The 12,808-nt window shown below is 72.0% G+C and carries 12 protein-coding genes; 4 read left to right on the top strand and 8 right to left on the bottom strand.

All coding sequences use genetic code 11. The annotated features are described in order from the left end of the window. Nucleotides 1-46: 46 nt before the first annotated feature. Nucleotides 47-604, top strand: a complete 558-nt coding sequence (locus tag AB0A63_RS08730; protein WP_360387169.1) for an isochorismatase family protein — start codon at nucleotides 47-49, stop codon at nucleotides 602-604. Here the strand turns inward: AB0A63_RS08730 and AB0A63_RS08725 are convergent. The 5 genes from AB0A63_RS08725 to AB0A63_RS08705 all read right to left on the bottom strand — a co-directional run bounded on the left by AB0A63_RS08725 (nucleotide 591) and on the right by AB0A63_RS08705 (nucleotide 5,449). Then, on the bottom strand, nucleotides 591-980 hold the full coding sequence (locus tag AB0A63_RS08725) for a hypothetical protein (protein ID WP_360387166.1): 390 nt from the start codon (nucleotides 978-980) through the stop codon (nucleotides 591-593). The genes AB0A63_RS08730 and AB0A63_RS08725 overlap by 14 nt on opposite strands. Continuing rightward, nucleotides 977-1,621, bottom strand: coding sequence for an epimerase (locus tag AB0A63_RS08720; RefSeq protein ID WP_360387164.1), 645 nt, complete (start codon nucleotides 1,619-1,621; stop codon nucleotides 977-979). The genes AB0A63_RS08725 and AB0A63_RS08720 overlap by 4 nt, the downstream gene beginning before the upstream one ends. Nucleotides 1,622-1,668: 47 nt before the next feature. Next, entirely contained in the window at nucleotides 1,669-2,979 is a 1,311-nt protein-coding gene (locus AB0A63_RS08715; RefSeq protein WP_360387161.1) for an NlpC/P60 family protein, read from the bottom strand. A gap of 135 nt (nucleotides 2,980-3,114) precedes the next feature. Next, the gene (locus tag AB0A63_RS08710; RefSeq protein WP_360387159.1) at nucleotides 3,115-4,629 is read right to left on the bottom strand and encodes an AMP-binding protein; all 1,515 of its coding nucleotides are present in this window, start codon (nucleotides 4,627-4,629) and stop codon (nucleotides 3,115-3,117) included. A 10-nt stretch (nucleotides 4,630-4,639) separates the two neighbouring features. Then, nucleotides 4,640-5,449 carry a Sir2 family NAD-dependent protein deacetylase gene (locus tag AB0A63_RS08705; RefSeq protein WP_360387157.1) on the bottom strand — a complete coding sequence of 270 codons (810 nt, stop codon included), beginning with the start codon at nucleotides 5,447-5,449 and terminating at the stop codon, nucleotides 4,640-4,642. 17 nt (nucleotides 5,450-5,466) lie between these two features. On the opposite strand from AB0A63_RS08705, the gene AB0A63_RS08700 reads away from it, so the two are divergent. From AB0A63_RS08700 to AB0A63_RS08690, 3 genes are all read left to right on the top strand, one after another. Further along, nucleotides 5,467-5,931, top strand: coding sequence for a hypothetical protein (locus AB0A63_RS08700; RefSeq protein WP_360387154.1), 465 nt, complete (start codon nucleotides 5,467-5,469; stop codon nucleotides 5,929-5,931). Beyond that, on the top strand, nucleotides 5,915-7,423 hold the full coding sequence (locus AB0A63_RS08695) for a flagellar basal body protein FliL (RefSeq protein ID WP_360387152.1): 1,509 nt from the start codon (nucleotides 5,915-5,917) through the stop codon (nucleotides 7,421-7,423). Before AB0A63_RS08700 ends, AB0A63_RS08695 begins: the two co-directional genes overlap by 17 nt. A gap of 84 nt (nucleotides 7,424-7,507) precedes the next feature. After that, complete coding sequence (locus tag AB0A63_RS08690) at nucleotides 7,508-8,809, top strand: FAD-dependent monooxygenase (protein WP_360387149.1); 1,302 nt, start codon at nucleotides 7,508-7,510, stop codon at nucleotides 8,807-8,809. On the opposite strand, the gene AB0A63_RS08685 is transcribed toward AB0A63_RS08690, so the two are convergent. Genes AB0A63_RS08685 through AB0A63_RS08675 form a run of 3 tightly spaced genes read right to left on the bottom strand, consistent with a single transcriptional unit; the run spans nucleotide 8,729 to nucleotide 12,782 of the window. After that, a complete protein-coding gene (locus AB0A63_RS08685) occupies nucleotides 8,729-11,446 on the bottom strand; it encodes a BTAD domain-containing putative transcriptional regulator (protein ID WP_360387146.1) in 2,718 nt (905 codons plus the stop codon). The two genes, AB0A63_RS08690 and AB0A63_RS08685, sit on opposite strands and share 81 nt — an antisense overlap. Beyond that, nucleotides 11,443-12,075, bottom strand: a complete 633-nt coding sequence (locus AB0A63_RS08680) for a hypothetical protein (RefSeq protein WP_360387143.1) — start codon at nucleotides 12,073-12,075, stop codon at nucleotides 11,443-11,445. The genes AB0A63_RS08685 and AB0A63_RS08680 overlap by 4 nt, the downstream gene beginning before the upstream one ends. Then, a complete protein-coding gene (locus AB0A63_RS08675; RefSeq protein WP_360387141.1) occupies nucleotides 12,072-12,782 on the bottom strand; it encodes an ATP-binding cassette domain-containing protein in 711 nt (236 codons plus the stop codon). Before AB0A63_RS08675 ends, AB0A63_RS08680 begins: the two co-directional genes overlap by 4 nt. Nucleotides 12,783-12,808: the final 26 nt, after the last annotated feature.

The raw sequence follows: 12,808 nt of genomic DNA, 5'->3' as shown, positions 1-12,808 counted from the left end.
CGCCGAGGGTCGACAACCCCGCCTCACCTGGGCATAGTCTGCCGCCGTGACCACTCTCGCGAACCGCCCCAACACCGCGTTGCTCGTGATCGACGTGCAGAACGGCGTCGTGAACCACGCCCACGACCGCGACACGGTGGTGGGCAACGTGGCCACCCTCGTGGCCAAGGCCCGCGCGGCCGGCGTCGACGTGGTCTGGGTGCAGCACAGCAACCCCGAGCACATGCCGAAGGGCTCCGACGGCTGGCGGTTCGTCGCCGAGCTGGAGGTCGCCGACGGCGAACCGGTGGTGCACAAGGCCTACGCCGACTCGTTCGAGGCGACCGACCTCGAAGAGGTGTTGGCGGCCAAGGGGATCGGCCACGTGTTCGTGTCCGGCGCGCAGACCGACGAGTGCATCCGCTCCACCCTGCACGGCGCCCTGGTCCGCGGCTACGACGCCACCCTCGTGAGCGACGCCCACACCACCGAGGACCTGTCCGAGTGGGGCGCGCCCACACCGGACCTGGTCATCGCGCACACGAACCTCTACTGGGCCAACCACACCGCGCCGGGCCGCACAGCGGGCACGGTGACGACCGAGGACGCGTTCACGTCGGCGTGAGCAGGTGGGAGCTCGGGCTGTAGTCGATCTTCCAGTCCTCGTACACGCCGCACTGGCCGCACGCGAGGCACCGCAGCCCGACGCTCACCCACCGCACCTCACCGTCCGCCCGGCACGCCGCCCCGAGCACGACGGCGAACTCCTCGCCACCGCACGGACACGCGCACTCCTGCGCCTCGTCGTCCTCCCAGTACTCCGCCGAGTCGGCCAGGAACGCCGCCGTGCCGCAGCCCAGGCACGTCCGCCGCACCGCGCACTCCTCGGTCAGCTGCACGCCGAACGCCCGGCCGCCGCACGCGCCGCACACCGACTCGACCACGTGCGTGACCTCGTACCCGCCCGCACGGAAGTCCCGGACGTACTCGTCGAGGGTCATGCCGCGAGCCGGTTGATCTCGTCGCTGCGCAGCACCCGCGTGGCCGGTCGTGCGCCCTTCGCGAGCGCCACCAGCGCGCGCCCCAGCTGCTCGGTCGACGTCACGTGCTTCGGCGCGACCCTGGCCAGCACCGGGAACAACCACGAGGACCACGAGTAGACGTACCGGTAGATGCGCGTGCGCGAGGTGATCCCGTGGCGCGGCTGGATGAACCCCGGCCGCACCACGAACACCGGCCGGTCCAGCGCCAGCAGCTCGTTCTCGGTCCGACCCTTCACCCGTGCCCACATCGTCTTGCTGCCGGCGTCCGCGCCTTCACCCGACACGTACACATACGTGCCACCAACAACACGGGCCGCCTCAAGCGCGTAGTCGTGCGTCACGGGCGTGTACTCCGCTTCGCTCAACCCGGCCGACGTCACACCCACGCAGTAGAAGCACGCGTCGGCGTCGGCCAGTTCGCCGGCGATCGGCGTGAGGTCGGCGAAGTCCGCGCGCACGACGTGCCGCAGCTTCGGTGACGCCACGTCCAACGGCGAGCGCCCGACCGTGACGACCTCACGCACCTCGGGGTCGAGGAGGCACTCCCGCAGCGCTCCCTGCCCCACCATCCCGGAACCGCCGAACACCACGATCTTCACGACGACAACCTAGCCCCGCACCGCCCTCACCGAGAAGCCGGCGAAGATCAGAGCAGCCGGGTCACGTACGGCATGATCCCGCCGTACCGCACCGGCGAGATCCGCACCACCGCACCGGAGTGCGGCGCCTCCACCATCATCCCGCCGCCGAGGTACAACGCCACGTGCGTGCCGCCGCCGGGTCCCCAGAAGATCATGTCGCCAGGAGCCATCTGCGACAGCGGCACCTTGCGGCCGGAGTTGTACTGGTAACCGCTGTAGTGCGGCAGGTACACGCCCGCGCCGGCGAAGGCGTACATCATCAGGCCGGAGCAGTCGAAGCCGATCTTGCGGTAGTCGCCGAAGGAGTCGGCCACGCCGCCGTCACGGACGCCGTAGGTGGGGCCGTAGTGGTTGCCGCCGCCCCACGCGTAGATGACGCCGCGTTGGGCCAATGCGCGGTTGATGACGGTTTGCACGCGTGAGACCGAGGGTGCGGCAACGGCAGCAGGACGTGGTGCGGCGGCAGGGGCCGGAGCAGCAACGGCCGCGGCGGCAGCGGCTGCGGCGCGGCGGGCGTTCTCCTCCTCCTCGCGGTGCTTGGCGTCGATCCACTGGTCGTACTGGCGGCGCTGGGCTTCGAGGCCGGTGACCTCGCCGCGGGCGGCGAGCAGCTCGCGTTCGACGGCGTCCTTGTCGGACTGCAGCTCGGTGGTCGCGGTGGCCTGGGCCTCGTGCGCGGCCACGGCTTCCTGCTGGGCGGCCTCGGCCACGCGCTTGGCCTCGTCGGCGGCTGCCTGCTTCTCCTCGGCCTTGCGCAGGGCTGCGCGGGCGGCGGAGTCGAGGTTCGCCGCGGTGCCCTGGTCGCGCATGACCTGGTCGAGGGCGTTCAGGGAGGACGAGGAGACCGCTTCGAGCATCTGCGCACGGGCGAGGAGGTCCTCGGGGGACTTGGCGCCGAAGTACGCGGAGATCGAGCCGACCGTGCTGCGCTGCGCGTACGAGGCGGCGACGAACTCGTCGAGGGCGCGGCGCGAGTCCTCGACGGCGCGGGAGGCGGCGTCGGCCTGGGTGCGGGCGGAGGTGGCCTCGCGGCGGGCGGCCTCGGCCTCGGAGACGGCGGTCTCCAGGTCGACGCGGGCCTTGTTGGCGAGCTCGCGCTTGTAGGAGACCTGGTCGAGCAGCTCCTGCAGGCGGGCTTCCGCCTGGGTCAGGCGGCCGGTCAGCTCGCCGACCCGTGCCGCCTTCGCATCCGCCTGTGCACGCGAGGCCGAGATCTCCGCGTCGCTCGGGTTCGGCGGAGGCGGGGGAACAGCGGCGGCCGTCCCCGTGAGGACGGCCGTCATCAGCACCGCGGCGGCGGAAAGTCGCGTCAGCATCCGGACATCACCTCCGACCGAATTAGACCAATCAGTCCCGGGTGGCGCATCTGGAACCGATGCACCGTCAGCCACTCGTGTCACAGTTGACCACGCAAGCGGTCCAATGGGGACGATCGGTTTGTCGGCGTGTCGTCAGTTCACGCCGCGGGCGCGCCCGGTCCAGTACGGTTCGCGGAGCTTGAACTTCTGGATCTTGCCGGTGGCCGTGCGCGGGATCGAGTCGCGGAACTCGACCGAGGTGGGGGCCTTGTAGCCGGCCAGGCGCTCCTTGCAGTGCCGGATCAGCTCGGCCTCGGTGACCTCCGCGGACCGCACGACGAGCGCCTTGATCGTTTCACCCCACCTCTCGTCGGGCACGCCGATCACGGCGACCTCGGCGACGGCCGGGTGGGAGAACAGGCAGTCCTCGACCTCGATCGACGACACGTTCTCGCCGCCGGTGATGATCACGTCCTTCTTGCGGTCGGAGATCGTCAGGTGGCCCTCGTCGTCGAAGTGGCCGCCGTCACCGGTGTGGAACCAGCCGTCCTCGATCGCCGCGGCGGTCGCGTCCGGGTTCTCCCAGTAGCCCTCCATGACCACATTGGACCGTGCGAGCACCTCGCCGGTGCCGGAGATCCGCAGCCGCGCGCCCAGCGCGGGCGCACCCGCCCGTGACTGCTTCTTCGCCTTCTCCTCGCCCTCCGGACCCGGCTGGGCGCGGTTGAACGTGAGCAGCGGCGCCGTCTCGGTCAGGCCGTAGATCTGCAGGAACTCCCAGCCGAGCTCCTCGGTCACCCGCTGGATCGTGCGCGACGGCGGCGGTGCGCCCGCGCAGACGATCCGCACGCGGTCACGGCCGGGGATCTCGCCGTCCCACGACGCCGCGGCGTCCAGCACGGCGTTCCACACGGCCGGTGCGCCGCACATCAGCGTGACGCCGTGGTCGCGGACCCGGCGCAGGATCTCCGCGCCGTCGACCTTGCGCAGCACGACCTGCGGCACGCCCAGGCCGGCCAGCCCGAACGGCATGCCCCAGCCGTTGCAGTGGAACATCGGCAGCACGTGCATGTACACGTCGCCTTCCCACGCACGGGTGTGCATGGCGAACGTGACGGCGTTCAGCCAGATGTTGCGATGGGTCAGCTGCACGCCCTTGGGCCGCGCGGTCGTGCCGGAGGTGTAGTTGATCGTGGCGGTCGCGTCCTCCGAGGGCGCGCTCCACGGCCGTGGCTCCACATCGAACCGCAGCAGCGACTCCGACTCCTCGCCGAGCGTGAACCGGTGCCGCGCGACCACGTCGTCCAGCTCCAGCTCGGGGTCGACGAACAACGCCGACGCGCCGCTGTGCTCGACGATGTACCTGACCTCGTCGGGGTGCAGGCGGAAGTTGACCGGCACGCAGATGCGGCCGCTGCCGGGCACCGCGTGCAGCAGCTCCAGCAGCCGCGCCGAGTTGTGGCTGACGACGGCGACGCGTTCGCCCTCGCCGACGCCCAGCTCGTCGAGCCCCGCCTGCCACGCGCGCACACGGGCCGCCATCCGGGCGTACGTCGTCGTCTCGACCGGTCCGGCCGGCTGGTCCGGCTCGTCGACGGTCGCCGTCGTGGCCCCGAACGCGAACGACGCCCGGTCCAGGAAGTCCGTCGTGATCAGCGGTACGCGCATGGTCCCGACCCTACGACCAGGTGCTCGGATCTCCCCAGGACGAGAACCGGCCTCCCCCGGATGGAGGAACGGAGCTGAGGTCGGGCAGCACCTCGCCGACCGGTTCGCGCACGACGACGGCGGCGAGGGAGTCGTACGGAGTCGGTTCGTCGTTGCAGATGACGACCCGCGCCCCGGCCTTCGCCGCGAGCGCCACCAGTCCCGCGGCGGGCTGCACGGACAGGGAGGTGCCGGCCACCAGCAGCAGGTCGCAGTCCAGTGCGGCGAGCCGGGCCCTGCGCAGCACCTCGCCGTCGAGCTCCTGCCCGAACGAGACGGTGGCGGACTTGAGGACTCCGCCGCAGCGCACGCACGCCGGTTCGGCCTCGCCGTCGGCGACGCGCTTCAACGCGTCGCGCATCGGGCCGGTGGCGCCGCAGTCGAGGCACACCGTGGCGTGCAGCGTGCCGTGCAGCTCCAGCACCCGGTGCGGGTCGGAGCCGGCTTTCTGGTGCAGGCCGTCGACGTTCTGCGTGACCACGGTGCGCAACCGGCCGGACCGTTCCAGTTCGACCAGCGCGCGGTGCGCGGCGTTCGGTGTGGCCGTCCACACGGGATGGTCGAGCCGCGAGCGCCACGTCCGCCTGCGCACCTCGGCGTCGGCGAGGTAGGAGGAGAGGGTGGCGCCCCGACCGGCGTCCGCGTCGCGCGCCCACACCCCGCCGGGATCGCGGAAGTCGGGGATGCCCGAGTCCGTGGAGACCCCGGCACCGGTCAGCACCGTGATCCGGTGGGCGGACGCGACCAGCGCCCGTGCCGCACTGCACGCGTCGGAGGCCATCGGGTCACACTAGTCCCGTGCGCAGCGCTGTGGGAGCCGCGATCGCGGCAGTGGGCTTGGTCACTCAGATCACCGGAACGTTCTTGCCCTGGCTCAAGTCGGGATCGACCACGAGGGACAGTTACCAGGTGCTCTCGCTCCGTGATCTCGCCGGGTTGGACGGGGTGGCGGGCGGCGTCGTGACGGGGGTGTGGGTCGGGCTGACCCCGCTGGCCGTACTGGCGATCGCCCTGCACGTGGTCCGATTTCGTCGAATCGCCGCATGCGCGGCGCTCCTCTTTGGCACGATCGGGGGAACCGTGGCCCTGGTTGCCACGGTCCAAGGGGACAGCAAGGGCGCATTGGTCGGCATCAGCACGACCGGACCCGTCGTCACCCTTGCCGGTGCTGTGCTGACGATCGTGGGGGCGATCACGGTGCTCACCTCGACCAGGCGCAGCGCAGTGATGACCTCAGGAGGGAACCGTGAGCTACCCGGGTAGCGGCGGACAGTGGCAGCCGCAGAACGATCCGTACGGGCAGCAGCACCAGCAGGGTGGTCATCCGCAGACCGGCCCGCAGGGCTACCCGCAACAGCAGCCGCAGCAGGGCGGTTTTCCGCAGACCGGGCCGCAGGGGTTCCCGCAGCAGGGCTACCCGCAGCAGCAGAACTTCCCGCAGCAGGGCTTTCCCCAGCAGGGTTTTCCCCAGCAGGGCTTCGACCAGCAGCCCTACGGCTACGCGCCGATGGGTGGCGAGCCGCCGAAGAAGAAGCGCACCGGCCTGGTGATCACGGCCGTGGTCGCGGTGCTGCTGCTCGTCGGCGGTGGCGTCACGTTCTTCGCACTGCAGAAGTCGAACCCCGCGGCGAACGCCGGCAAGGACACGCCGGAGGTCGCGGCGAAGAACCTCGTCGAGCAGCTCGGCAGCGGTGACGTCGTCGGCATCATGGCCTCGCTCGCACCCGCGGAGGCCGCACTGTCGAAGGACTACCTGGACTCGATGACGAAGGAGATGAAGCGTCTCGAGATCCTCAAGCCCGACGCGGACCCGAACAAGATGTCGGGCGTCGAGTTCAAGAGCGAGAACATCAAGTTCGACGAGGCGGCGGCCGAGAAGGTCAACGACCACCTCACGATCAACAAACTGACCGAGGGCAAGATCACCATCACCTCGGACATCTCCAAGGTCCCGCTGACCGACAAGCTGATGGACGCCATCGGCGACAAGGTCAGCATGACCAAGTCGGAGACCAAGACCTACGACATCTCGGCCGAGGTCAAGAAGCGCGGCAAGCCGATCGGCATCGCGTCGATCAAGGTCGATGACAAGTGGTACCCGAGCGCCTTCTACACGATCGCCAACGCGGTCCTGGAGGAGGAGAAGCTCCAGTGGCCGGCCAAGGGCATCGCGGCGCAGGGCGCGGGCTCGCCGGAGGACGCGGCGAAGCAGCTGGTCACCGCGGCGCTGGACGGCGACATGGAGAAGGTCATCGCCACGCTGCCGCCGGACGAGGCCGGTGTGCTGCACGACCTCGGCCCGGTGCTGCTGGACCAGATCGGCAGCGTGGACAAGACCGGCGCCAAGCTGAACGCGCTGGAGACCGACGTGAAGGACGTGGCCGGCGGCAAGCAGGTCACCGTCAAGAAGCTGTCGGTGACGGCGGAGGGCGAGACGCTCACCATCACGCGCGAGGGCGACTGCTACTCGGTCGACGTGCCCAAGCAGGGTGAGCAGAAGCTGTGCGCCGACCAGGTCACGGAGCTGCTGGAGCAGCAGGGCGGCGGCAAGAGCAAGATCCCGGCCGAGGCGGTCGAGGTCATCGGGCGCGTCGCCACGTCGGTCATGAAGACCGGTGTCGGCGTGGTGTCCACCGAGGTCGACGGCAAGTGGTACGTCAGCCCGGTCCGCTCGTACTACGAGGTGCTGCTGACGCTGTTCCGCGGCTTCGAGCCCAAGGACGTCGACGCGCTGATCGCGCTCATGAAGAAGTAGGTCCCCGCTGGTCCGCCACGGCCCTGTCACGCGCAACAGCGACGTGACAGGGCCGTGGCAGTTCACGGGCCGAGTGTGGTCGCCATGGACACTCAGGTTCTGATCATCGGCGCCGGCCCGACCGGCCTCACCCTGGCACTCGACCTCGCCCGCCGCGGCGTCGGGTTCCGCATCGTCGACGCCTCCCCCGCACCGTTCGCGGGCTCCCGCGGCAAGGGCCTGCAGCCGCGGTCGATGGAGGTCTTCCACGACCTGGGCGTCATCGAGCCGATCCTCGCCGCCGGTCGGCTGCACATGACCATGCGCGCCTACAACGGCCGCGAGGTGCTGCGCGAGTGGGACGTCCACGAGGGCCGCCACCCGACGGCCGAACGCCCGTACGCGCGCACCATGCTCATCGCCCAGTTCCGGGTCGAGCAGGCGCTGCGCGAAGCCCTTCCCCAGCCGGTCGAGTACGGCACGGCGCTGACGTCGTTCACCCAGGACGACTCCGGTGTCACCGCGGTCGTCGGGTCGGAGACCGTGCGGGCCAGGTACCTCGTCGGGTGCGACGGCGGGAAGTCGTTCGTGCGCAAGCAACTCGGCGTGTCGTTCGTCGGCGAGACGCACGAGGACCAGCGGATGCTGGTGGGCGACGTCCGGCTCTCCGGCCTGGACCGCGACCACTGGCACAGCTGGGGCGGGCGCGCGGACAGGTGGCTCGCGCTGTGCCCGTTGCCCGACACCGACCTCTTCCAGTTCCAGGCCACCGGTGACGGCGAGCCGTCGCTGGAGCTGTACCGGCAGATCGTCCGCGAGCGCACCGGCCTGGACGACGTGGTGCTGCACGAGGCGACGTGGATGTCGTTGTACCGCACCAACATCCGCATGGTCGACCGGTTCCGCGTCGGCCGGGTGTTCCTCGCGGGCGACGCGGCGCACGTGCACTCCCCCGCCGGTGCGCAGGGCATGAACACCGGCATCCAGGACGCCTACAACCTGGGCTGGAAGCTCGGGATGGAGACGTTGCTCGACACCTACGAGTCCGAGCGCAAGCCGGTCGCGGAGTGGCTGCTCGGCATGACGACCAGGATCATGACGTCGGGCAACCCGTTCGAGCGCCGCGACGACGAGACGCTGCAGCTGTCGCTGTCGTACCGCACGACCGACGGCGAGGGACTGCAGGCCGGTGACCGGATGCCCGACGGGATGACCGACCAGGGCCGGATCTTCGACCTGCTGCGCGGCCCCGACTTCGTGACGCTGGACTTCCCCGGCGGCCCGGTGCTGGTGCGCCCGGACGGGTACGTCGCCGCGGTCGGGCGGTCAGCGGTCGACGCGTACTTCGGCGCGCACCCGGTCACGCAGCTGCACCACCGCCGGGTCGCTGCTCGGGCCGCCGCGTAGCCGTTCGGCCTCGGTCAGGGCGTCCGCCGCGGAACGGGCGTCGCCCTGGGCCAGCAGCCAGCCCGCGTACGTCTCCAGCACGCTGGCCCGCGCGGGACCGTCCGCGCTGCCGCTGACCGTGTCGAGCGCCCTCGCGTAGTGCTCACCCGCCTGGTCCAGGTGACCGAGGCGGGTGAGCGCCAGCCCGAGCCCGGCGTGGACGGTGGCGCGGAACTGGACCGCGTGCGCGTCGCCGGTGACGGCCAGCGCCCTCCGGTAGAGCCGCACCGCCTCCTCGAAGTCGCCGCCGAAGAACGCCACCTCGCCGTGCGCCTGCGCGACCCGTCCCCGGTCGAGGTCGTGCACCGGGTGCACCTGCGCGAGGTCCTCCCGCGCACCGGCCAGGTCACCGATCCGCACCTTCAGCCGCGCCGTCTGCACCAGCACCGACATCGGCACCAGCACGCTCTCCGGGTCCCCCAGCTCGGCCGCCACCCGCCGCGCCTCCGACACCGCCCGGAACCCCTCGGCGTGCGCACCGCGGTTGATCAGCACCATGACCAGGCACGACAACCCGAACACGACCGCCCACCGGTCCCCCACGGCGCGGAACAGCCGCAACGCCTCCCGGTAGGCCCGCTCCGCCTCCGGCGCCGCACCCTCGCTGAACTCCCCGGCCACCACACCGCGGACGAGCGCGGAGAACGCCCGCATCCACTCGTCACCGGACCGCTCCAGCCGGTCCGCGAGCGCCGACATCCGCCCGCCCAGCTCCGCCTGCCCCCACACCTGTCCGCTGGTGAGCATCAACGCGCACAACGCCGTCGGCACGTCCTGCTGCCACAACCGCTCGGCCGCGAGCGCCGCCTCCGGCGTGCCCAGTGCCGCGAGCACCTCCGACAGCGGGTCGCCGGGCACCAGCGGCGCCCACCGCCGGATCTCCTCGAACCGCTTGGTCATCACCAGCCAGTGCCAGGTGCGGGCGGCCACCATCCGCCGCGCCAGCCCCTGGTCGTGCCCGACCGCCCACGCCAGTGCCGCGTCGAGGTTGGCCCGTTCGGCGTCGAACACCTCCAGTGCCTCCAGCTGGCGCGGGCCGCGGAACAGCGGCTCGGTGCGCTCGGCCAGCTCGACGTAGTGGCGCGCGTGGGCGGCCTGATCGGCCAGGCCCTGCTCCAGCGCGTACTCGCGGACGGTCTCCAGCAGCCGGTAGCGCTCGCCGGAGCGGACGACCAGCGACTTCTCGACGAGGGCGGACAGCAGGTCCTCGGTCGCCCAGAGGTCGCCTTCCGCCGAGCAGACCTCGTGCACCGCCGCGGCCGTCGCCCCGCCCACGAACACCGCGACCCGCGCCAGCAGCTCCCGCTCGTCCGGGTCCAGCAGCTCCCAGCTCCAGTCGACGACCGCCCGCAGCGTCCGGTGCCGCACCGGACCGGTCCGCGTCCCGCGGTCCAGCAGCCGCAGCCGGCTCCCGACGCGTGCCTCCAGCTGCCGGGCCGACAGCGACCGCGCCCGTGCCGCCGCCAGTTCCAGCGCCAGCGGGATTCCTTCCAGCGCAACGCACACACGCCGCACCACGGCCTGGTCCAGCGCCGCTCCGACCCGTGCCGAGAACAGCCGCACGGAGTGGTCGAGGTCCAGCGGTGCCACCGGGTGCACGACCTCGCCGGGGATGCCCAGCGGTTCCCGCGACGTCGCCAGCACCCGCACCCCCGGTGCCTCCGCCAGCAGCCGCGCGCACAGCGAAGCCGCCGCGTCCACCACGTGCTCGCAGTTGTCCAGCACCACCAGCGACGTGCCCAGCCGGTCGAACACGGGCATCGCCAGCGGGTTCGGGCCCAGCGCCGCGTCGAGTGCGGCCAGCGGGTCGGCCGCCGAGTCCAGCTCCACGAACCACGCCGAGGCGCAGGACGAAGCGTGTGCCAGGGCCAGCCGCGTCTTGCCGACCCCGCCGAACCCGGTCAGCGTCACCAGCCGGTTCGCCGCCAGCAGCCCGCCGAGCGCGTCCAGGTCCTCGCCCCGGCCCACGAACGACCCCACCGGTGCCGGCAGGTTGCCGCGCACGCCGCGGTCCCGCAGCACCGCGAGGTGGGCCGCCGCCAGCGCTTCGCCGGGGTCCACGCCCAGCTCCTCCGCCAGTGCGGCGCGGACCCGTTCGTGCACGGCCAGCGCGTCCGAGCGCCGGCCCGCGGCGTGCAGGGCCAGCATCAGCCGCGCCTGCACGTCCTCGCGCAGCGGGTGAGCCGCCGCCAGCGCCTCCAGCCCGGTCAGGTCGTCGCGCAGCAACGCGAGCCGCACCGCCTCGTCGACCGCGAACGGCGCGTCCTCGAACGGGGCACCGCGCCACAGCGCCGCGTCGCGCGTGCGGAGGAACTCCTCGACGTCGGTGTCCGCTTCAAGCCGGTAGCCGCCCGCGTGCGAGGAGATCACGGACGCGCCGACCGCCCGCCGCAGCCGGGACACCAGCGACTGCAACGCGGCGGCGCCGTCGGCCGGTGGCTCGTCCGGCCACAGGTCCGCGATCAGCTGCTCGGCGGTGACCACCCGGCCCGGCTGCATCGCGAGCCGGATCAGCAGCCACCGCAACCGCTTGCCGCGCACCTCCACCGGCCCGTCGCCGCGGACGACGAGCGGTCCCAGCACGTCGACGCGCGTCACGCCCGCCGCACTCCCAGCGCGACCGCGCCCGCCACCAGCACCGCGCCGACCGCTCCCGCCCACAGCACCGACAGCGACACCTGGTTGTGCCCCAGCGCGTCGAGCACCCAGCCGAGCGGCGTGCCGCGGCCCAGCGGGTAGGTCAGGACGACCACGGTGAACACCGCGAGCACCGTCCGCCCGATCGCGTCGAACACCGGCCGCGCGAACATCAGGCCCACGCCGACGCCGAGCAACGCGACCGCCGTGTGCGCGCCGAGCCCCACCAGGAACTCGCCGACCGTGTACGGGTGCGGGTTCGTGACCACCGGCCACACCGCCGCCAGCACCGCCATCGCCACCGCGAACAGCACGGCCACCACCGCGACCGCGCCGAGCACCCGCGACCAGCCGCCGGCCGACACCACGGTGATCTCGCGCCGCACCACGTCCTCCGACGTAGCCACGACGACCGCCATCCACGCGCAGACGGGGTACAGCAACGCCGACGACCCCGAGTACGCCTCCAGCGGCTGCCCGGCGTCCGAGGAGAACAGCATCCCCATGACGCCGAGGAACACCAGCACCGGGGCCAGGAACCGCTGTCCCCGCAGCACGTCCGCCGCGAGGTACCGCACCAGCGAGGTCATCGCACGCTCCGCACCGAGCACCCGAGCCGCAGCGCCTCCGCCAGCACCGAGTCGCTGCGGTCCGGTGCCACGACCACCCGCGCAGACGTCCCGCGCGACAACACCGACCGCACGCCCTCCAGCGCCTCCAGCGCGTCGAGCCCCACGACCCGGCTCAGCTCGATCGTCACGTGGCCGCCCGCGAGGTCCACCCGCGTCGCGTCCGCGAGGTGCCCCTCGTGGTCGGACACCAGCGCCGTCCGCCCCCGCAGCAACTCCACCAGCTCCGCCGACGCCGCCGGGTCCAGGCCGCTCCACGGCTCGTCGAGCACCAGCACGTCGGAGGCGAGGAACGCCTGCGCGAGCGCCACCTTCTGCGCGTTGCCCTTCGACAGCGCGGACATCGGCGCGGTCAGCGAGCCGACGAACCCCAGCCGCTCCAGCACGTCGTTGGCCGCGGAACGCCGGACCCGTCCCATGTGCGCGAGGTAGGACGAGGCGGACATCCGGACGTCGGACGGGAACCGCTCCGGCACGTACCCGACCGACGCGGGCCGCACGACCCGTCCCGACGTCGGCCGCAGCACCCCCGCCGCGATCTTGAGCAGGGTGGACTTGCCGGTGCCGTTCGCGCCGGTCAGCACCACCAGCTCGGACACCTCCAGCGTGAGGTCGCGCAGCACCCAGGGCCCGCGCCCGTACCGCTGGGAAACCTGATCGAGGAGCACCACGCCAAGATAGCCACAGCCGGCAC

Source organism: Lentzea sp. NPDC042327 (genome assembly GCF_040647275.1).
In the GTDB taxonomy this organism is placed as follows: domain Bacteria; phylum Actinomycetota; class Actinomycetes; order Mycobacteriales; family Pseudonocardiaceae; genus Lentzea.
Note: the sequence above shows the minus strand (reverse complement) of the source record. Positions and strands in the feature narration are given on the sequence as shown.

Bases quoted from the DNA above. Each gene is read 5' to 3' on its own strand.
- AB0A63_RS08725 (WP_360387166.1), bottom strand. From the start codon at position 980: ATGACCCTCGACGAGTACGTCCGGGACTTCCGTGCGGGCGGGTACGAG.
- AB0A63_RS08715 (WP_360387161.1), bottom strand. From the start codon at position 2,979: ATGCTGACGCGACTTTCCGCCGCCGCGGTGCTGATGACGGCCGTCCTC.
- AB0A63_RS08710 (WP_360387159.1), bottom strand. From the start codon at position 4,629: ATGCGCGTACCGCTGATCACGACGGACTTCCTGGACCGGGCGTCGTTC.
- AB0A63_RS08705 (WP_360387157.1), bottom strand. From the start codon at position 5,449: ATGGCCTCCGACGCGTGCAGTGCGGCACGGGCGCTGGTCGCGTCCGCC.
- AB0A63_RS08690 (WP_360387149.1), top strand. From the start codon at position 7,508: ATGGACACTCAGGTTCTGATCATCGGCGCCGGCCCGACCGGCCTCACC.
- AB0A63_RS08680 (WP_360387143.1), bottom strand. From the start codon at position 12,075: ATGACCTCGCTGGTGCGGTACCTCGCGGCGGACGTGCTGCGGGGACAG.